Origin of the sequence: uncultured Anaerobiospirillum sp., assembly GCF_902485895.1 — a bacterium.
GTDB lineage: Bacteria > Pseudomonadota > Gammaproteobacteria > Enterobacterales > Succinivibrionaceae > Anaerobiospirillum > Anaerobiospirillum succiniciproducens.
This window is the reverse complement of the sequence record NZ_CABTML010000014.1, coordinates 22,774-43,743: the sequence shown is the minus strand read 5'-3', so window position 1 is coordinate 43,743 and position 20,970 is coordinate 22,774. Positions and strand designations below refer to the sequence as shown.

General features: G+C 43.4%; 14 protein-coding genes. 10 read left to right on the top strand and 4 right to left on the bottom strand.

Features of this window, described 5'->3' with window-relative positions:
• Positions 1-308 precede the first annotated feature (308 nt).
• Positions 309-1,616 (top strand): glycosyltransferase family 9 protein, encoded by a 1,308-nt coding sequence (locus RDO37_RS01610; protein WP_308497883.1) that lies wholly within the window; start codon positions 309-311, stop codon positions 1,614-1,616.
• A gap of 266 nt (positions 1,617-1,882) precedes the next feature.
• Here the strand turns inward: RDO37_RS01610 and rho are convergent, their stop codons facing one another.
• A complete protein-coding gene (rho, locus tag RDO37_RS01605) occupies positions 1,883-3,148 on the bottom strand; it encodes a transcription termination factor Rho (protein WP_273326040.1) in 1,266 nt (421 codons plus the stop codon).
• Positions 3,149-4,515: 1,367 nt separating this feature from the next.
• Here rho and RDO37_RS01600 point away from each other — a divergent pair.
• A complete protein-coding gene (locus RDO37_RS01600) occupies positions 4,516-8,139 on the top strand; it encodes a mechanosensitive ion channel domain-containing protein (RefSeq protein WP_308497882.1) in 3,624 nt (1,207 codons plus the stop codon).
• 216 nt (positions 8,140-8,355) lie between these two features.
• Here RDO37_RS01600 and RDO37_RS01595 read toward each other — a convergent pair whose 3' ends face one another.
• Both RDO37_RS01595 and RDO37_RS01590 read right to left on the bottom strand, forming a co-directional pair.
• On the bottom strand, positions 8,356-10,212 hold the full coding sequence (locus RDO37_RS01595; RefSeq protein WP_308497881.1) for a polysaccharide deacetylase family protein: 1,857 nt from the start codon (positions 10,210-10,212) through the stop codon (positions 8,356-8,358).
• A gap of 103 nt (positions 10,213-10,315) precedes the next feature.
• On the bottom strand, positions 10,316-11,701 hold the full coding sequence (locus RDO37_RS01590; RefSeq protein WP_308497880.1) for a multidrug effflux MFS transporter: 1,386 nt from the start codon (positions 11,699-11,701) through the stop codon (positions 10,316-10,318).
• Positions 11,702-12,492: 791 nt separating this feature from the next.
• On the opposite strand from RDO37_RS01590, the gene RDO37_RS01585 reads away from it, so the two are divergent.
• The 8 genes from RDO37_RS01585 to RDO37_RS01550 all read left to right on the top strand — a co-directional run bounded on the left by RDO37_RS01585 (position 12,493) and on the right by RDO37_RS01550 (position 19,565).
• Positions 12,493-13,653, top strand: coding sequence for a hypothetical protein (locus RDO37_RS01585; RefSeq protein ID WP_308497879.1), 1,161 nt, complete (start codon positions 12,493-12,495; stop codon positions 13,651-13,653).
• 774 nt (positions 13,654-14,427) lie between these two features.
• Positions 14,428-14,784, top strand: a complete 357-nt coding sequence (rpsM, locus tag RDO37_RS01580; protein ID WP_027939810.1) for a 30S ribosomal protein S13 — start codon at positions 14,428-14,430, stop codon at positions 14,782-14,784.
• A gap of 11 nt (positions 14,785-14,795) precedes the next feature.
• Positions 14,796-15,248, top strand: coding sequence for a 30S ribosomal protein S11 (rpsK, locus tag RDO37_RS01575; RefSeq protein ID WP_044121765.1), 453 nt, complete (start codon positions 14,796-14,798; stop codon positions 15,246-15,248).
• 31 nt (positions 15,249-15,279) lie between these two features.
• Positions 15,280-15,903: a 30S ribosomal protein S4 gene (gene rpsD / locus RDO37_RS01570; RefSeq protein ID WP_027939812.1), complete on the top strand. Its 624-nt coding sequence runs from the start codon at positions 15,280-15,282 to the stop codon at positions 15,901-15,903.
• A gap of 41 nt (positions 15,904-15,944) precedes the next feature.
• Positions 15,945-16,940 carry a DNA-directed RNA polymerase subunit alpha gene (locus tag RDO37_RS01565; RefSeq protein ID WP_027939813.1) on the top strand — a complete coding sequence of 332 codons (996 nt, stop codon included), beginning with the start codon at positions 15,945-15,947 and terminating at the stop codon, positions 16,938-16,940.
• Positions 16,941-16,966: 26 nt separating this feature from the next.
• A complete protein-coding gene (gene rplQ, locus RDO37_RS01560) occupies positions 16,967-17,344 on the top strand; it encodes a 50S ribosomal protein L17 (protein ID WP_027939814.1) in 378 nt (125 codons plus the stop codon).
• A 511-nt stretch (positions 17,345-17,855) separates the two neighbouring features.
• Positions 17,856-18,839, top strand: a complete 984-nt coding sequence (locus RDO37_RS01555) for a DNA-directed RNA polymerase subunit alpha (protein ID WP_027939815.1) — start codon at positions 17,856-17,858, stop codon at positions 18,837-18,839.
• A gap of 291 nt (positions 18,840-19,130) precedes the next feature.
• The gene (locus RDO37_RS01550; RefSeq protein ID WP_308497878.1) at positions 19,131-19,565 is read left to right on the top strand and encodes a hypothetical protein; all 435 of its coding nucleotides are present in this window, start codon (positions 19,131-19,133) and stop codon (positions 19,563-19,565) included.
• A 118-nt stretch (positions 19,566-19,683) separates the two neighbouring features.
• Here RDO37_RS01550 and RDO37_RS01545 read toward each other — a convergent pair whose 3' ends face one another.
• Positions 19,684-20,937, bottom strand: coding sequence for a hypothetical protein (locus RDO37_RS01545; protein WP_308497877.1), 1,254 nt, complete (start codon positions 20,935-20,937; stop codon positions 19,684-19,686).
• Between the last annotated feature and the right edge of the window lie 33 nt (positions 20,938-20,970).

Here is a 20,970-nt window from a genome sequence, read left to right as displayed (position 1 = left end):
GGGCATCAATAGGCTCTAGTTGGGACATAGGTAGTGAGGAAACTAACCTCCTATGCCGTCAACAGAGTGCGGATAAGTCCAATAAGGATGTGTAACTTTTAACAACTTTTTTGGAGCAGTTAAACATACGCTGTATACTTGCCTATAACACTCATTAATTTGAATGAACTCAAGGTGATAGCGACACTTGCTTTGATGATTCCAAATGCATCTGTGTTTTATAGTCAGCATCTAATTTTAGATATGGTGATACGGCGTTTTTATATCATCAACTTGTTTAGGCTTGTTTAATAATTAGAGAAGTTATTATGCTCTTTGAACCGATGCTCAAGAATCCACACTGTATCAGTGTTTTCATGAAGTCAGGCATAGGCGATAGCGTAGTTTATATTCCTGCCCTGCACGTGCTTAGAGCCATGTATCCCGATGCTAAGATTAGCTTTATGTGCAACTTGGCATCATTTTTCTTTTACAAACAGTTTCATCTAGCCGACCGTTACTACATTTTGGACGGTGATTTTAATGAAGATGAGTTTGTTAAAGAGCTCAATGGAGAAAATCGCAACTTCTTAAGCGCTAGCGATATTATTGAGCAAGGTCCTGCAGCTAAACCATTTGTCCACGAGCAACAGCAAGATCATTGGGAAGCAACTGATCTGCTCATTATGACGGAGCGTAACCGACATTACATTAAGCTGTCATTAACATCAAAGTGCAAACAAGTACTAACTTACTCATACACTAGAGCTTTATACACATCAAGATTGCCTTTTATTCGTCCGTTTTCACGCCGCGCACAACATGAAATCTTTGGCTTCCAATTCCTGCTTAAGACATTAGATAAAAAGCGCTATCTAAAAGCCTTTAATGAACTTGATCTACAAAAATCCATCATCAAGGCAAGCCCAGAGGCTCGTCACTTTATTCAAGATTACCTAACTAAGCTTGGTTATCTAACTAAAGAGGCTGACCCAATCACAGGTTTGGTACCTAAGCACAGAGCAAAGCAGGATAATCATCAGACTCATGAGCACAGTGCACATGATGATGCTATAAACAGTCATGGCGATGACATGAAGCGCACTGCACAACGCGTATACAAGGATATGATTATCATAAATCCATTGTGCATCTCTACTTTCAAAAAGGGCTATAGCTACCATCCTGATGACTATGTAAAACTTGCCTTGCAACTAGCTAAAGATTTTCCTCATATTCTCTTTATCATCTCAAGCTATGGACAGCAAAGCTTTCATGATATTGAGATTCCATATGACAATCTCAAGCTATTGATCAACAAGGGTGATATGTCCAATGTCATCGCGCTTATTGAGCAATGCGATCTCATCGTAAGTCCAAGTACGGGACCGGCACACATTGCTGACAATATTGGTCGTGATGTAATTGGCTCATTCCCTTTTTACGATGAATATCGCTGGCGTGCCGATGGCTTTATGCAGCTAGCTGCTAAACAAAAGGTGCCTACACTTGAGCCTCACGACTTAAAGATGCAAATCGTTAACCATAAAGTAGCTAACGATGAGCACCATAAGTTTGATGAGTTCTGCCTCATGTGCCATGACTATATAGCCGCTCATTTTCCAAAAGAGCTTTAGCTTCTCAACGCACAAGATGTTTAGTTATCTCATACCCAATTACGCGTATGAGATCTTTTCTATTTTTGAATGTGCATGCCTCATGGAGGCGACCAAGTAACTTAGTCATTTACGATCAAAAAAGGCCACATGATGTGGCCTTTTTTGCTAAGACTTGCAAGGGCGTAAGCCGTCGCGATTTCTATAGCAGTAGCGATTACTGCGCCGTCGCGATTGGTGGCGCAGTAGCTATTACTGCGCAGTCACAAATAGGGGCGCAGAAGCTATTACTGCTTTTGACGGGTCATTGCACTGAAGAACTCGTCATTAGTCTTGGTCATGGAAAGCTTATCGAGCAGGAACTCCATAGCCTCAATCTCACCCATAGGATGCAGGAACTTACGCAGTACCCACATCTTCTGCAGCTCATCAGGAGAGGTGAGCAGCTCTTCACGACGAGTGCCTGAACGAGTAACGTCAATTGCAGGGTAAACACGCTTATCTGCAATCTTTCTAGACAGATGCAGTTCCATGTTACCGGTGCCCTTGAACTCTTCGTAAATAACTTCATCCATCTTAGAGCCGGTGTCGATAAGTGCAGTACCGATAATGGTCAGAGAGCCGCCCTCCTCAACATTACGAGCCGCACCAAAGAGTCTCTTTGGTCTTTGCAGAGCATTAGCATCAACACCACCAGTTAAAACCTTGCCAGAGGCAGGTACAACGGTATTGTAAGCTCGTGCTAAACGAGTAATGGAGTCCATGAAAATAACTACGTCGCGCTTGTGCTCAACTAAACGCTTGGCCTTTTCAATTACCATCTCAGCTACCTGAACGTGACGTGCAGCAGGCTCATCGAAAGTTGAGGCAACTACCTCACCTTTAACCATGCGACGCATTTCAGTAACTTCTTCAGGACGCTCATCGATAAGCAGCACGATGAGTACAGCCTCTGGATTGTTAGCAGAAATGGAGTGAGCTACGTTTTGCAGTAAAACAGTCTTACCGGCCTTTGGAGGAGCAACGATCAGCGCTCTTTGACCCTTACCAATAGGAGCAGTCAGATCGATAACACGTGCAGTGATATCTTCTTTTGAGCCGTTACCAAGCTCAAGGCGCATACGCTCTTGGGCAAAAATAGGAGTCAAGTTCTCAAAGAGAATCTTGTTACGGGCCTTTTCAGGCTGCTCGAAGTTAACAGTATCAACCTTTAACAGAGCAAAGTAGCGCTCACCCTCTTTAGGAGGACGAATCTTGCCTGAAATGGAGTCACCAGTACGGAGGTTGAAACGACGAACCTGGGAAGGAGATACGTAAATATCGTCAGGTCCTGCTAAATAGGAGCTATCAGCGCTACGCAGGAAACCAAAGCCGTCAGGCAGGATTTCGATTACGCCTTCACCAAAAATATCCTCACCTGTGCGAGCACAAAGCTTGAGCAGGTTAAAGATAATTTCTTTCTTACCTAATCTGGCGGTGTTTTCGATACCAGCCTGCTCACACATATCAACTAACTGTGCAACTGGCGTATTTTTGAGTTCGTTAAGATTCATACTAAAAAGATTACAGTAGCAAAGAGCCTGGCAAGGCCTCATCTAAACCAAAATCGTGGACTAAAATTTAGTATCTGATCTAGTAAGGCTGACCTAGCAAATCAGGCTCAGGCCAAAAATATCAGCACCCAAAGGCACTGAGCAAAAACATTTGTAGCTTATTACTCCACAAGCAAGACTATGTGGGCACGAAGCTAACAATCAAATCGTTTCTCACCATCTTGACAAGTTTCAACTCTACCTGTGCTTTGTATATGACTGCCATGCATTAGACACCTGCATCATTGCAGTACACTTTTGGCATATAAGATGGTTCGAGTATTAATTCACACCTAATATGACACTCTCTAAGCTCGCTAAAAGCCATTAAGTAGTGCCCAAAAACTTTTACATCACTAGCATTAGCCTTGTGCTTAAGTATTGACCTTGATGTTTTAAATGCTGAGCTATTAAAGCTAAGCTTTGGTCTTTCTTAAGTTTTAAGACTTTAAGTGCTCAACTGATGCTAGTTTTCAACCTATTACGAGCTATCTAATTTACAAGGCAATGAAAGACTAACAAGCGCAAATAAAGATAGTACTCATATCTATAAGCGCAGCTTGCTAAAGTTATTAACCTTACTCTAGCGTCATTATGATGCTCAGCTTTAGTTAATCGTTTAATACGCCTAGAAAGATAGACTCTAAGGAGAGAGATTGAACTTTTAGTCCAAAATGAACCTACACACGGCAAAGACGCTGCACAAAGACATACAGCCTCAGGTAACGAGCTCAAGCTCTTACCTAAACACAAGTGCATTGTCAGGGGAAAGTTTGGAAAACTTAGAAGTGCAATGGTTCAGAGTAACCATGTCGTCAAGCAAAGATTGCTGAATTTCGGAGGGATAACTTAAATTGTGCCCGCGATGAGCAAACGTCGCTTGATAGGGTTGGAATTTGTCTTGTCAAACTCAAGGCAAACTGCATGAAACATGCTACGCATGGGCTTAGCGACAGCCTCAAGGCTATCGCTGAGTGCACATGATATCACAATTTATAAATTAAACAGCACTTTGCACCATACAAATTATCACTGTTTATGGCATATGATGCATCAGGCTAACCATCCTTGTCATTTAACATGTACATGCCTTAAATAAACTTAAGCATACATGTTCATTAACCCTCTATGATTAGCCTAAAGACAGATGGTCACAATGGCGAAAAAAATGGTCTTTTTGATTTATCTGTATGCAACGAAAATGGTTGCACTGTTATAATTTGCACAATTTATCTTAATCTCTTGATTCATCACATTGCGCCCTTTGGATGTATAGGATTGAGTCTTGTCCTTTGTGTGACTAACACTGACGCTCAAGGAATCTTAGTATGCAGAGATCGTATTTATCAGCATTCCAAGCAGTTGTATATGCAATGCTGTTTGTTTGTCTTTCATATGCTTCTATAGGCATAGGCAGCGCCACCGCAGCTAGTCTTACCGATCAGCTTACTGGCAATAACAGCAAAGCAACTAGCGATACTGCTCCACAAGCAGCTGAAAACAACACAGCAAATGCTAGTGCTCAGAGTAAAAGTGTTCAGACTTTGAACATTTCTCATGAGCTTAACTCTTTATTGCGCACCGACATTAATGCTGACCATACTCTAAGCGATCCCAAAGCTGCACTAAAAGCTGCATCTAAGACAAAGAGTGCGGCCGTTAATGATATGGTGCCTAATCGTGCTGTACTCTTGCAGCGCCTTGAGGGCATTGATAGCGACCCAAACCTAACACAAGATGAAAAAAACCGATCCAAAGCAATCCTTAAGCATGCTATCGATGTCATTGACATCTATGACACTGTAGTTAGAGAAGAAATTCTCATCACCACTGAGGTAGAGAAAGCAAAAGAAATGCTATCTGACTTAGAGCAGTCACTTAGCAATGCTAATAACCTATATAATCGCGCCCCTCCAAAAATCAAGTTTAGAAACGCTCAAGAGGCAGACAAGCTTATTGCTACTCTTACCGAGCGTCTTAACAGCGTACAAGAGCAACTCAATGAGTCGACCTCTGCATATAACTCTATGCAGCTCTTACCTTCACGTGCACAAAACATCATTACAGCTAATAACGCCACTATCTTTGAGATTTCTAAGCGCTTGAACGATCCAACAGTGAAGCTCTTATCTGACGAGTCAGGGCTGCTGTCTTTTGAAATCTTTGTGCTTGAAAAGCAAAACTCCCTGTTACAAAGTGAGCTAAGATCTTTAACCACTTTCCAGGATATTGCAAATTACAAGATTCGTATTGGCAATCTACAAAAAGACTACCTCAATAACTACTTATCTAACGTTAGAGCCAAGCAAAATACTCTCTTTAACAATGAAATTGTTAATCGCCCTGAACTCAACGAAAACGAAGTAGATATCTCTACTCCTAAGCTAGCTGCTGAATTTAAATACAACAGTGAGCTTGCGAATAATATTGATAAGACCTTATCTGACAATGCTCGTCTTAAAAAAGACTTGCAAGATGTGACCTCAGCGCTTAACAGCGCCCGCCAAATCGACAAGAGCCTCAAAGAGCAGCTGTCTGACTTATCTGGTAGTGTTATCCTCTCACGTCTTTTAAATCGTCAGCTTGGTGAGCTACCAAAGATCTCTATCTCCTTTAAGCTTGATGAGCTCATTCCTAATCTCAACTTGTACATGTATGAGTTACGTAGCTATCGTGAGCAGATCTTTGATATTCAGATCTTTGTTGACGATATGATTCGTCGTGATCCTAGCTATGAGCCTTATCGTGAGCAGTTAATTCAGCTTATCCGTCAAAGAAGAGCCCTGTCAGATGAGCTTTACAACACTATGTCTGATGGACTCACCATCGCTATTGATCTGCGTGCTAAATACAACGAGCTCAATACTACTGTAAGCACGCTGACCACCTCCATTAATGACCATCTGTTCTGGCTTGCTAGCAATCAGGGTATTAGTCTTGATTTCATCACTAACTTCTACCCAACCTTCATGCTGCAGTTCCGTAATTTCTTACGATATACCACCACAGAACTGGTTACCCATGAGATTTTAATTAACTATCTGCAGGTATTAATTCCTTTGCTTCTCATTGGTTTTATCTTCAAGAGAGCAACTCCTTTCTTTGTCAGATTAACCAATGAACTCGCATTGCGTTTAGATAAAGCTTCCGACAATTACACCGTCACTCCAAGAGCGCTGATTTATCATTTCTTCTTGATTCTGCCCAAGGTGGCATTTATCACGTTAATAGGATCCATCTTTATATTCTTTACTGTGGATGACTTTGACGCGCAAAAGAACATCACCTTCTTGCTCATGCTGCATCTCATCTGCTTTTTGTATATGCGCCATATCATGGAGCCGAACTCATTAGTGCAGCGTCACTTCTCAGTCTCTCCACGAGTCATTGCGCAAAACCGCGCCATTATCGATCAGCTGTGGTTTGTATCCATTCCTATGCTGATGATTGCCAATATGCGTGAGGCTGAGCCAACTAAGATTTCTGGCGATGTAATTGGCTATCCATTGATGGTCTTTGGCTTCTTATACCTAACTTTCTTTGCCATTAAGACAGTTAAACGCTCCATTGAGCGTGTTAAGCCAGATATGACCTTCTGGACCATATCCATAATTAGTATTATCACCCCGCTTACCATCACTGTAATGCTGGGTCTTGGCTATTACTACACCGTTATTCAGCTGCTCAACCGTGTTGCGATTACTCTGTATATCTGCTTCTTGTATCTCATCTTATCTAACACCTTACGTCGTGAGTTATACGTGGCTGAGGTGAAGATGCTCTCTGCTATTAGAAGCCGTATGCAACAGCAACATGAAGCACAAGCCAACGCTGCAAACTTAACCGCAACTGCAACAGCAACACCTGAGATGCAAGGTAAGCAGCGCCTCGAGTCATTTAGATTGGAGTTAGTAAACGGCCGTGCCTATAAGCTGTTTAATGCTTGTTTGCTCACTGTCTTTATCTACTTCATGTACCAACAATGGAGTGATCTTGCTGGTGTACTTACATATCTTGACCATATCTACTTATGGGAGAGCACCAAGATTGTTGACGGACAAACCATTAGCTCAACTCTGTCTTTAGGCGATGTACTGCTAGCTATTGTCATTGTCATTGTAGCTGTAGTCTTGAATCACAACTTACCTCTGCTCATTGAAAGACTCTTTATGATCAGAAAGGGAGTTGAAGCTAAGTCTACAAGCTACACGATTAAGCTTATTACCTCTTATACCATTACCACCTTAGGCGTTATCTTCGCAGCTAGTGCCTTGGGAATCTCTTGGGATAATCTGCAGTGGCTGGTTGCTGCCTTATCTGTGGGTCTCGGTTTTGGTCTGCAAGAGATCTTCGGTAATTTCGTATCAGGTATCATCATTCTGTTTGAAAGACAGCTACGCGTTGGCGATATCGTAACGCTCTCTAATCTTTCAGGCACTGTTAGCCGTATACGTATTCGTGCTACTACCATTACCTCTTTTGACAACAAAGAGGTGGTTATTCCGAATAAGCAATTCATTACCTCTGCAGTGACTAACTGGTCGCTATCTAATACTGTAACTAAACTTGAATTTGCTATCGGTGTGGCTTACGGTGCAGATACTAATAAGGCTAAAGACATCCTGCGCGGTATTATCCGTCGTTGTCGCGACTTAAATCGCGACAAGAAGCCATTGGTCTTTATCAAGAGCTTAGATGCATCGGCTGTTACTATTATGTGTGAGGTCTTTGTTAACGAGATCGGTAAGCGTAAGGCAGTTTATGACTACTTAAGCACTGAGGCTTTACGCCTCTTCCGTGATCACAACATCGAAATCCCATTTGATCAGCTCGATGTTACTATCCGTAACCTCGATACCAATACCACTGTTACTTACACTGAAAAGGACGTCATGCAAGCTGCAGCTATGGGTGCAGCTGCCAAAAAGAAAAATGCCTTAATCCCTGTGTAGGCAACTGATAACTATCATGCAGCTATACTAACCCCACCTTAGTGGCAGATCCCTTGAAATGCCCAGTATAGCTGCTTTCATTGGCCCGCTCATGCGGGCCTTTTACTTACTGCCCGCCCCACAGTGCATCATTGTATCCACTTGCTTTATGGCCATGCCTGCATGTAGGCACTTTTTCTTAGATGCACTTTTCTAACGACTTATGGCTTAATGGTGTTACTTGTGGTGCCCATAGGCCTTTTCTTCACGACGCATCTTGATGAAGTTGTAATAGCCTGAAATCTTACGACGGAAAGTCAGCATGCTATTGCGAGGAAAGATGCCAATACGACGAATTTGGAAGAGATCAGAATCTACATTGATCTCGCCTGAGTCAGTAGATACGGCAAAAGTAAAGCCGGCTTTTCGTACTTCAGATTTCACTTCATCGTTAAGATCGCCATATGGATAGGCAAAAGTAATAAACGGCTGTCCATAGGTTTGCTCAAGTTTTTGCTTGCATTGGACTATCTGCTCACGAGCCTCTTCAATAGGCAAACTTGATAAGTAAGGATGAGTCTTAGTGTGCGCACCAAACTCAACACCGTAGGCTGCCATCTCTTTAACCTGTTCTTCACTCATAAGATCAAAGCGTTTTTCCGGATTATGAGGATTATTAACATCCCACTCATTGTACTTAGACTCTGATAGCAAGAAGATCACAGCTTTGGCCCCAAACTCTTTTAAGATTGGGAACATCACACTATAGTTATCCTCATAGCCGTCATCAAAAGTTAAGACGACAAACTTATTGCCCTTATCAAAGCGCTTAGTAAGTAAATGATCCTCTGCAAGCTCCTTAAAAGTAACGGTACGATAGCCATTATCTTTAAGCAATTGCATGTGCTTTTTAAACAGCTCTTTGGTTACATAAGTACCATGCACACCGACTTCATCAGGACTATCTATCACACGGTGATACATGATAATTGGCATTTCATAGCGTTTGTACTCGACATAAGTGCGGCTATAGAGCTGTTCTACAGTGTTAACAATACGCTCCATATCGAACTCATGTTTAATGATGTCTTTAAGATCTGCAAGTTCATCGCTTGTAAGCTTTACTGCAGCTTCAACATCATCTTTAAGCTTTGAAAAGTCCAAATGGGTCTCATTAATTGAGTTGATATCGCCAAAGTTTGAGCTCAGCACTGCGCCAATATTTGCTTTAGTGACCAGACCTTCATAGATAGCCTCACCAACTGCAATCAGAGGGCGTCCGGTAAGCATAGCCTCTATACCAACGCGACCTGCGCCGATAATTACATCAGCTTTCTTCATGAGCTCAGGAACATCAGTACGATAACCAAGGAAATGGACGTTTTCTAGACTCTCAAACTTATTAAAGCGCTCAGGGATAAACTTACTACCAATGATCTGAACTTGAATGTGCTTATGCTCGCTTAACTTGCTAAGCACCTCATAAGCGACATCACCCTTAGGCCCAGATAAGCGCCCCACTAGAGCAACTAAGATCTCGTGCTTGCCATCTTGATTGTTGCTCTTAAGAGCATTATCACCCTCGTGCTTGCTTGTACTCTTAGGAGTAAAATTAAATGCAGTCGCATCCACAGGATTTCTTAGCAGAATGGTATTTTTTTGAGCATAGCCCAGATCATTGCAGATCTGAGTACGAATGTTTTCGCATACGCAAATACTCTTAACACCAAAACTTTTGTTGATCTTGCGGCTTAGGTGAACTGGCTGTCGACCATGTGTGGTCGTGATGAGCGGGATACGGCAGAGCTTGCAAGCAATTGCACAGCTCCATGCCGAAGCGCGTGAATGAGCATGCACTACTTGAATGTCATGCTCCTTAATGATCCTGCACAATGTGCGCACATGACTAAAGCGATCAGCAAGGGAGCGCTCATTGAAGGCTAGTGGTATAAACAGAGCCTCGCTTTTGACAGTTAGTGTGTCAGAAACGATTACGACTTTATGACCACGTTTCATCAACTGCTCAGTTAATGTTGCTGCATACACCTCAGCACCAGTAATCTCTCGCTGAGAAAGGGCCATAAGAATATTCATAAGCACTAAACCTTTTTCTTGACTCGTATAGTGAATTTTAGCACATGCTATCCGTTGTCACTTTTGGCAAGTTACATCAATATATAAGATCATACCAATACAGCTAGTGAGCAACTTCGTGAGCCTGTCCATCATGAAAACGCTGCGCTAGAGCAAAGCACAAAATAGCCATAAGCGAACAGACTGACATAGTTGCCATAATCGGCACCATAGATTGCTCTCCCATTAAGCCCACTAAAGGAGAGGTAATCGCACCAAAAATGAAAGTAAGAACGCCAAAGATACCCGAGGCAGATCCTGCGCCTCCTTTACGAGCCCCCATAACAATGCCAAAGCCTGCTGTCTGTGCTGCGCCCATCATCGAGACAAATAAGCCTAAAATCAAAGCTACTATGTATAAATTATCTAGCTGCAAGCTCACCACTGCAATAAATACAATGCACAAAAGAATCTGCATACTTATGGCACCGTACACAATGGTCTTTTCTTTCAAGTATTTGGTAAGAAAACCTGCAATATTGGCAGCTACACCAATGGAGAATGCGTTAATTGCAAACACAATGGAGTAGCCAAAAGGACTAAGACCATAGATTGATTGAAAAATAAAAGGTGAAGAAGCTAAGTAGCCAAAGAATGCGCCCATCACAAACGATAAGGCTAAGCTCAACAGTACGAAGCGTACATTAGTTAGCTCGCTGAGCATGCCCTTGATAGATCCTAAAAGATTTGCAGAACGATTTTGCACAGGATGAGTCTCTTTGAGGACTGTCACCGTGCAAAAGAGTAACACCGCCCCCCACAAGGCCAAAAACACAAACAATACTGGCCATGCCCACACTGAAACAATAGCAGAGCCCATAATTGGACCTAATATCGGTGCCACACCGTTAACTGTCATCAATAGTGACATAAACTTAGTTAGACGTGGGCCTGTGTACATATCACAAGCAATAGTACGCGATAAAACGATACCACTAGCACCTGATATGCCCTGAAAGAACCTTGCTACAATCAACTGATTGATACTTGGAGCATAGGCACACCATAAAGAGGACAAAACAAACATCACCAAGCAAATGTACAGCGGTCTTTTGCGACCATAGGCATCAGAAAGTGGTCCAATAATCAGCTGACCGATGGCAAGTCCGAAAAATGATGCTGTTAATGTCAGCTGCATAGTGGATGGGTCTGTCATCAGCTCTTGTGTGATGGTAGGAATTGCAGGTAAGTACAAGTCTGTGCATATTGGTCCAAAGGCACTAAGCATGCCTAAGACGATGATGATTGACCAGCTGAGCTTATCAACATTGCTAATGGGTGTATCTACCTCATTACTTGCTATGGCTTGAGGGCCGTTAGCTTTATTCTCTGAGCAGCATTCAGATACGCTGCTACCTGCAATCACATCTGCATGACTCTGACTTTTCACACTGCCTTGAAATGAACTTGCTCTCTCATCTGAATATGCCTTGTTCTTGTTTTCTTCCATAATCTTGCTACTCAACAGTCACTATTCTTTTGCCAAAAGAAATTACTCATCTTTTGATCTACTTGTATATGTAAAAGCCTCTTTGAGCAAAGAAAATCACACTACCAGCTCACACTCAACGAGCTAAGTGCACAGCTATATGCAAGCAACTAAAGAGAGCATTAATGAATGCCGCGATACATAGGCAAGATGGACTATGAACAATAAGAGGCGATCAGAGTTAATATCTGTAAGCTTCTGTCCACTTGCTTTGACAACCATAGAGCTGCATTTAACAATGTTATTTAAGCCAAAGAAGACAGACCCCAAAGATTCTCGAACTCTGTGCAATTTGATGACCGAAGCCATTGGTGGGGATCTAAAAAGGAACCTCATTATATCTAAATAGCTACAGATCCATAATAGATGCGAGCATTCGGAGCAAAACGCTCACAGATCGAGCATCCATGCTTCATCAAGCATTTGTAAGTGCGTCTGCATCATCACTAACTTAAAGTGATGTCATGAAGGTATGTGACTTCACATACAACTAGTCAAAAGCAAATTGCAGTTCTGTAAAGAAACGCATTGATAAAAAGGCACAATCTAGGAGCATAGCAGGCATTTGGTCGTTCACAAGATAGACAAGATGCTGCCTAATCACTTAAGCTGTTCAATAGAGTCTTAATACTAAACAATAATCATCTACATACGAATGTTGTAGGTATAGAGGTACAACTTTTGGTCAGCAACTGTTAGTTGATCATTTAGTGGATTTTGCAGATCTACGATACTGTATCTGAGGATTATTTATGAGTGAACCGCTCAGACGTGTCGCAACTACTGACAATTATGTAAACCCACAAGCTAACATCAAAGCTTGGCGCATTGCCTTTAAGGTAACTGATGCTACCTATAACTTTTCCTCATATGATCAGCTAGATCTGGGTGGAGCTGATTATGACTTTTTAGAAGATGAAGTCTTAACTGGCAACACCTTCTATGACCTGTGCCGTATCAAGGGCAACTATAAGCCTTATCACAAAGACTTTATACAGACCTATTTCTGCTCGCTTTTTAAGAACACCCCATTCCCATGCAACATCTTCGTCTTTATCGAAGAGATCATCATGAACAATGGCAACATGGTTAATGAGCCGCATGAGTTACGCATGAGTGCAGACAAGTCCTCACGTAAAAAGAAGAAAGGATCGTCAGACAATAGCGATGTAGTAGCCCCAGACTACGAAATCTTCTATATGGACTCAGCGAACCTGAACATTGATGCTGGTTCTACTAATGACTTGTTCTTAAGCATGGTCTCACGCTTTATGCGTGGCTCTCCAGTACAACGAGGCAATAATCTTTTCTATCACAATGCCTTTAGTGTCTTTACCGACGGTCGCGGTATGGAGTTCTTACGCTATAAAGGATTTGTCGGTATTGTGCCTAACCTTCCAGGAGCAGCCACCTTAGTGCCATTAGTCGTGTTAACCTCACGAGCACTTGGTTATAAGCACTCTTTAAGACGTATGAATAAGATCATGGCTGCAAACCTCGGCAAGAAGTTTAGAAATAGCCACAAGCTGATGCGTAACGGTAAGCGTCACATTAAAGATCTTTCGTTCTTACTCTACTCAGTAGAGTATTTCCTGACCCAAAGCTATATGCTGCCAGGCATTAATTACAAAAATCGCACCGCCCAGGATCTCTTGTCTCACATCCTCGTGAATATGGATGTGCCTCGCGACTATAGTGCGGTCAAAGAACAAATTGAGCCAGTCAATCAACTCATAAGACAATTGAGTACTTATGAAATGATTAAGGCTCAAGCCTCTATTCGTTTTGCTGTGATTGCATTGGGTTTTATCATGATGTTCATGGTTATTGCCGTAAGTGCCATCTTAGGTGTAGAGCCAATCCTACGTCTGCTCGTAAACTTAGGCATTCTTAACCCTAACATGCTCCACTAATATTCTTTAGACAGAGAATAACAATCCTCATCACTCCATCGAGCTAGCACTGAGCTACCAATGTGCTAGCCATGCGACACCATCACATTAAATCAATAATAACTGCTAGATCATAAGTACAGATCATAAGTCACAGTTAATTACTGTTAATTTATCTTACGCACACTCGTCTTTGAAATGGCCTAAATAACAGTATCCACAGGCTAAGCCTTGCTTAAAAGATCACAGCCATTAGATCAGAAACGCAGTGTAAAAGCTCTTAGATCACAAGGCACATGCGGATCACAGCCGGATCACAACTACCAAATCACTCGATATTGTATGTTGCAGTGATAATATTTCTCATCTTTGCAGAGCACTGCAAAATTTGCAAAGCGGCTATTCATCAGCTTATTTAGGCTATTTTGTGCGTTTTGCATACGAATAATGAGTAAAAACTATAGATTTTTTTGAACGATAGTTTTACAATGTAGCGCTTGTGCACCTGCATGTATTTGTTGATTTTATGACATCAATCACATAGAATACGCAGATCACAGCCCGCCTAGTTTTGCACATCACTTTTGCTTAGCATTAGTGCTCTGATGCAAATTATCCGTACCTCGTGTTAAAGCTCAATAAAACAGGATTACCTGCCTATAAGCTTGTTTGTAGCATGTTGTACGATTTCGGCTGAAGAATTATTTTGCCAAAGTGCACTATTAGAGGTTGTCGCGTATCCTCACGGGCTTTGCGACAGCTAGTTTTAAACAGACCTTTTTCAGGAGATCAATAGTGGCCCGTATCGCTGGCATCAATGTGCCTGATCACAAGATCGCCGTGATTGCACTGCAGTCTATCTACGGCATCGGCCCAACCCGCGCACGTGACATTTGCGCTGCTGTGGGTGTTGCTGAGTTAACTAAGTTCAAGGAACTCGACGAAGCTACTTTAGACAAGATTCGTGCTGAAGTTGGCAAGTACACCGTCGAGGGTGACTTACGCCGTGAAATTTCCATGAACATCAAGCGCCTTATGGATCTTGGTTCTTACCGTGGTCTGCGCCACCGTCGTGGCCTGCCAGTACACGGTCAGCGCACCAAGACTAATGCACGTACTCGCAAGGGTCCGCGCAAGAGCATTAAGAAGTAAGGAGGCTCATGATGGCTGAAGAAATCCAACAGACTGCTGCTGCTCCAGCAACTACTACTGCTGCCCCAGCTGCCAAAACCTCTGCTCCACGTGTTCGCGTAAAGCGCGGCAAGAAGCAGATTGCTGACGGTGTAGCTCACATCCACGCCTCTTTCAATAACACCATCGTTACCATCTCTGATCGTCAGGGTAACACCCTTTCATGGGCTACCGCTGGTGGTTCAGGTTTCCGTGGTTCACGTAAGTCCACTCCATACGCTGCTCAGGTTGCTGCAGAGCGTGCTGGTGAGGCTGCCAAGGAATACGGTGTTAAGAACCTCGAAGTTTTAGTGAAGGGTCCAGGTCCGGGCCGCGAGTCCTCCATTCGCGCCTTAAACGCCATTGGCTACAAGATCACTAACATCACTGATGTTACCCCGATCCCTCACAACGGTTGCCGCCCGCCAAAGAAGCGTCGCGTCTAATCCGGGTTCTAGTTTTATTGGAGAGAAATAAATGGCAAAGCATACCGGACCAGCTTTGAAGTTAAGCCGTCGCGAGGGCGTTGATTTATTCTTAAAGTCTGGCGTACGTGCTATTGACACCAAGTGCAAGCTGGACACCGCTCCTGGTCAGCACGGTGCTAACAAAGCTCGTTTATCTGACTACGGCTCACAGTTACGTGAGAAGCAGAAGGTTCGTCGTATTTACGGCGTTTTAGAGCGTCAGTTCCACAACTACTACAAGAAGGCTTCTAACATGCCAGGTAACACTGGTGAGAACCTGTTACAGCTTCTCGAAGGCCGTCTTGATAACGTAGTTTATCGCATGGGCTTCGGCTCAACCCGTATGGAATCACGTCAGCTCGTTAGCCACAAGGCTATCACTGTAAACGGCCGCGTGATTAACATCCCTTCCTATCAGGTTCAGCCATCTGATGAGGTTGCAGTACGTGAGAAGGCTAAGAAGCAGATCCGTATTAAGACCGCTATCGACCTAGCTGGTCAGCGTGGCACTAAGCCAACTTGGATTGACGTAGACCACAGCGCCATGAAGGGTACTTACAAGAACAAGCCAGAGCGTTCAGAGCTTCCTTCCGACATTAAGGAACAGCTCATCGTCGAATTCTACTCTAAGTAGTAGGCAATGAGCCTGCACTCCTTTTAACTTACGGGGTATTAATAGTGTCAGTTTGTGAATTACTCCAGCCAAAGCCTGTCGGTTTTACTGAACTTGGCCCGCATCGTGTTCGCATCACTCTCGAGCCTCTTGAGCGCGGCTTTGGCAACACCATTGGTGTCGCTCTTAGCGATGTGCTCTTAAAGTCTCTGTCAGGTTATGCTATCGACGCTTTCAAGCTTGATGGTGTAGATAGCCTGAACAGTGTTAAAGAAGACATGATCGAGTCTCCTGTTGAGTTAGTAATGAACCTCAAGAAGGTTGCCATTACTTCAAATCATCAGGTGCAAGGTCCAGTTTGGTTCAGTTTAAACAAATATGGCGATGGTGTAGTTCTCGCTGGCGATATTCAGTGTCCTGAGGGCATGACTATCGTTAACCCTGAGGCACACATTTGTACTCTTAAGGGTGCCAAGGCATCATTGTCGATGAATCTCCGTGTCGTATACGGAAGTGGTTATGTAGTGGCCAATTCACCTCTGCATCTTCCTTCAAAGGATGAGAATGAGATCTTAATTGACGCTTCATTCTGCCCAGTTTCAAGATATGTCTACGAAGTTGAGTCCGCTCGTGTTGAACAGCGTACCGACTTAGACCGTCTGGTTATCGAAATCGAAACCAACGGTACTATTAGCCCGGACGAGGCTTTAATGTCTGCTGCAGACATGCTCTGCCAGAACATGTCAAACCTCGTTGATAAAGAGGATATCCCTGAGCGTGCTGCTGCACCTTCAGCTCCTCCTTTACCGGATCCAGTGCTCCTACAGCCTGTAGAAGATCTTGAACTGACCGTACGTTCTGCCAACTGCTTAAAGGCAGAGGAGATTTTCTTCATCGGCGATTTAGTCCAACGCACTGAGGTTGAGCTCTTAAAGACTCCAAACTTAGGTAAGAAGTCTTTAACTGAGATCAAGGACGTGTTAGCTACACGCGGCCTGTCACTAGGCATGCGTATCCCTAACTGGCCACCTCAGACAATGCAGCGTTCGAGTAAGTAAATAAAACCACTTAGGAAGTAATTACAATGCGTCATCGTTTAGCCGGCCGTCACCTCGGTCGTACTTCTGCACACCGTGCAGCGCTGTATCGCAACCTCGCTAACGCTCTGATCGAGCGCGAGATTATCAAGACCACCGTACCAAAGGCCAAAGAGTTACGTCGTTTCGTTGAGCCTTTAATCACCTTAGCTAAGGTTGATTCTGTTGCTAACCGTCGTTTAGCATTCGCTCGTCTGCGTAACAAGGACCTCGTTTCCAAGTTATTCAACGAGGTTGCTAAGGCTTCAGCTAACCGTCCAGGCGGCTACACCCGTATCTTAAAGTGCGGTTTCCGTCAGGGCGACAATGCTCCTATGGCCTACATCATGTTAGTAGATCGTACTAACCTTGAGGCTGCTGAGTAATTAGCACTCGTACGGTAAGCTAATAAGAAGACTAGCCATAGTGCTAGTCTTTTTTAGGCTACCTAAGCTACATGCTACTTTAGGCTTGCCTAGGTAGCTATTAGCTAATCCCAAGTGGTTCGGCCTAGCCTTACCACTTGGTTTCATTCATGGCAAAGCATTAATTGCCTACGCCATAACCCAAACCGTGCTGTTTGGGAACTTTAAAAGCCATTCCATCAATGGATGCCGCCCTTTAAAGCACGCGGTCAGGCAGCCACTGCCATATACCGCCCAAGCACGATGAATTCCATTTCTTCTGTATCTCAGGAGATCAAAGGCTCGCAAAGTCTACTAAGTTTTACTCTGATAAATCGCAATTCGCGCTCACTTAGAGTATGTGCTGCAGTTTAGATATTAACTTCGTAAGTCACCTTAGCTCATGCTTGTGCACTAATAATCGAAGTTTACATCACGAGCACTCAAAGCTTAGGACATTCGGTCTATCAATAACCATTTTGAGGGTTGAACCTTGGATCAAATCGATTTTCTAAGGCCTAATATCAAGGAAGTCGAGGTTATCTCACGCAATGTATCTCGCGTGACTCTCGAGCCTTTTGAGCCAAACTATGCCCAGATTTTTGGTACAGCGCTGCGCCGTATCATGCTGTCCTCTATTCCAGGATATGCAATTACTGAGGTAGAGATTGCTGGAGCTGTTCACGAGTACAGCGCCCTTGAAGGTGTGAAAGAGGATGTCCTTTTAATCCTGTTAAACCTCAAGGAAGTTGCTGTTCAGTGCGAAGGCAATAACCACTCACCTACCCTGCGTCTTTCCAAGACTGGTATCGGTCCTGTTACCGCAGGTGACATTGAGTGTCCTGCTAACGTCGAGATCAAGAACCCAGATTTAGTTCTGTGCAACATTACTGATCCTGAGGTTGAAGTTAACATGACCCTCCACGTAACTCGTGGTCGTGGTTATGTACAGGCTCAGAGCCAGCCATATGTTGAAAACGGCGAGAACCGCTTCATCGGCCGCCTGTTAATCGACGTATCTTTCTGCCCAGTACTTAACGTAGCTGTTAAGACCCGTGCACTGCCATCTGGTCAGGAAGCCTTAGATTTAACCATTGAGACTAACGGTACTGTACAGCCAGAAGCAGCTATTTCTATGGCCGCTACTATCTTCGCTGAGCAGCTCAACTCCTTTGTTGATATTCGCAACTCTGTTGAGCCAGCTGAAGACACCTCATACCGTCCTCTCATCGATCCTAAGCTTATTTGCCCTGTTGAGGATCTTGAGCTTACTGTACGTTCTGCAAACTGCCTCAAGGCAGAAGGCATCAAGTTCATTGGTGACCTCGTTCAGCGTACTGAAGTTGAGCTGTTAAAGACCCCTAACTTAGGTAAGAAGTCCTTAACCGAGATTAAGGACGTGCTTGCCGAGCGCGGCCTGTCATTAGGTATGCGTATCGAGCACTGGCCACCAGCAGATATCGATGTTGGTCGCTAAGATCTAATTTTAAAAGTCCTGCCTACATTGGCAGGCAATGCGCTTACGTTCAGGCCGCCGAACCTATGTTCTGCGGCCTTTATTTTTTAGACTAAAGAAAGAACTAAGCTAGCAGAGCACAGATAAATCATCCTGCACATCAGTTATGACATATTGATGTGTTTATTTGACTGCTACTGAAATTAACAGCGATTCCCTACAATAGCTAAAAGATAACAACCTTAGCAGCTAGCGAGCATAAGCAAGTTGCCATTCTTCATTAGCACAAAGAAATACTTATAGGATCTACACATGAGCGAGATTAATGCTGTAACTGTCGATACAGATAAGATCAGCGATGCAGATTTTGACTACCTTACTGATGCTGCTTTAGAGCTGGTCTTTGATACCTTAGATCTTACTGAGGCTGATGAGAAAACTGTTGAGCGCATCCGTCAGCGCCTTGATACTGATAAGTATGATATTTCATTTGAGATGAACACACCATCAGATGGCTGGTGGGAAGATAATGTACTGCCAGACCTCTTAAGTGAAGATGAAGCTAGCGCACAGCATTGCGCCACCTTAGAGCTTAATCTCATTTCCACCACTATCGCAGGCTCTCGCGCAGGCGAAAGAGTCATTGTGGCTTCTGTTTACGTAAACGTTGACCCAAGCCTTGAGAACTTACAAGAGAGCGGTATTAAACATCCTGTAATTAAGTGGCTTCCTGAGCTTGATGGCTAAGCACGCTTGCGCGTCTTGAGCATAATCTTGTGCTCTGTTGCAAGACGCGCGTTATAGCTTTGCAATGTGTATTGCGCTATGACTCTGTAGGAGCAATTAACAGCTTAATGGCTAAAGACTAGTCATTTTGTGTAGCTAGCAGCTTATTCATAAACTCAGCAGTAGGATTGAGGATAAGGTTTGGCTCAATAGTATTAAAGTTTGCGTCGGAGAACCTTAGTACCTCTGCAGTATCACCCTCACCTAAAGGAGCCCACTGCAATGAGTTGGTAGTCACATTGTGATAGAAGCAAAGCTGTCGAACACTTGTGGCGCAAGCTATATGTACGGTAGCAGTGTCAACGCCAATTTGACCGTCGCAACAGCTAATTAAAGCAGCCAAATCGCAAGGGGTGGATTCTTTGGGCATGAGCACAATGCGTGTGCCCACTAGATCTTTTAGCTCGCCTAAAGACGCTATAACCTTATCAATGTAATCGCTCATGCCTCTATGACAAAGGAGCAAGGCTCTAGTCTTATCTGACGATGAGATGATCTTGCTAATAATGGCAGCCGTTAGCTCTGGAGTAAATGAACGTATTTTAGCTGCTCCTGATGGGTTAACACCGACTATAAGGCTATCTTGAGTTTTTTTACTCTCGCATGCTAAATAGTTTTGTGCGTGCTCAAGCTCTTCTTCGGTAAATAAAGGCTTATAGCTTACTAAAGATGGCTCAAGCTTACCTAGCTGCATAAACTCACAAAAGGCTTGAGACACTCGCTTGTCATAAGCATCAACATCGTAGAGTAAGAAGCTAATCTCTGTTGCCTTTCGAGCAACTTGCTCATCAATACCGCCTGATAGTGCGGCTTGGCTTGCAGCGCGTGCTACTAAATTGTCGCTCAGACGTTTATCACAACCAGCTACATATTTAGGCTTGAGACAATGATTAAAGATGAAGTCACGTGGCCTATAGTTAGGCTCAGTTGAAAGCACTAAATCAATCTTATCGCTATAACCTGCATCAACTGCAGCTTGAATAATTTGCTCACAGATAAGCTCAATCTCTTTCTCTTTAGGCTTGCGTGATGACTCAATAACACAGTCAAAACCTAAGATATCTTTGTAGATATGCTTGAGATTTTTAGGGCATACAGCGCTTAAAAAGAGCTTACGGCCAGCGGCGTTAGTTAATGAGCGTAACTGAGAGTAAAAGTGTGTCATTACTTGAGTATCGCCAAGCTTGCCATCGAGCTTCAAAATCACGACGTGTTCAAGCTCATTAAAGTCAAATTTAGCTACATCCCCGTTTGGGATATAACCAAACTTACTACGAGCCCACATGAAGCGAGTCTTGTCTCTGAGCTTAAAAAAGAGTTGTTTAGTGCCCATATTCTTCTAACCTAAAGCCATGATGACATGACA

Bases quoted from the DNA above. Each gene is read 5' to 3' on its own strand.
- rpsK (WP_044121765.1), top strand. From the start codon at position 14,796: ATGGCTGAAGAAATCCAACAGACTGCTGCTGCTCCAGCAACTACTACT.
- rho (WP_273326040.1), bottom strand. From the start codon at position 3,148: ATGAATCTTAACGAACTCAAAAATACGCCAGTTGCACAGTTAGTTGAT.
- RDO37_RS01550 (WP_308497878.1), top strand. From the start codon at position 19,131: ATGAGCGAGATTAATGCTGTAACTGTCGATACAGATAAGATCAGCGAT.
- rpsD (WP_027939812.1), top strand. From the start codon at position 15,280: ATGGCAAAGCATACCGGACCAGCTTTGAAGTTAAGCCGTCGCGAGGGC.
- rplQ (WP_027939814.1), top strand. From the start codon at position 16,967: ATGCGTCATCGTTTAGCCGGCCGTCACCTCGGTCGTACTTCTGCACAC.
- RDO37_RS01595 (WP_308497881.1), bottom strand. From the start codon at position 10,212: ATGAATATTCTTATGGCCCTTTCTCAGCGAGAGATTACTGGTGCTGAG.
- RDO37_RS01545 (WP_308497877.1), bottom strand. From the start codon at position 20,937: ATGGGCACTAAACAACTCTTTTTTAAGCTCAGAGACAAGACTCGCTTC.
- RDO37_RS01590 (WP_308497880.1), bottom strand. From the start codon at position 11,701: ATGGAAGAAAACAAGAACAAGGCATATTCAGATGAGAGAGCAAGTTCA.
- RDO37_RS01600 (WP_308497882.1), top strand. From the start codon at position 4,516: ATGCAGAGATCGTATTTATCAGCATTCCAAGCAGTTGTATATGCAATG.
- RDO37_RS01585 (WP_308497879.1), top strand. From the start codon at position 12,493: ATGAGTGAACCGCTCAGACGTGTCGCAACTACTGACAATTATGTAAAC.
- RDO37_RS01610 (WP_308497883.1), top strand. From the start codon at position 309: ATGCTCTTTGAACCGATGCTCAAGAATCCACACTGTATCAGTGTTTTC.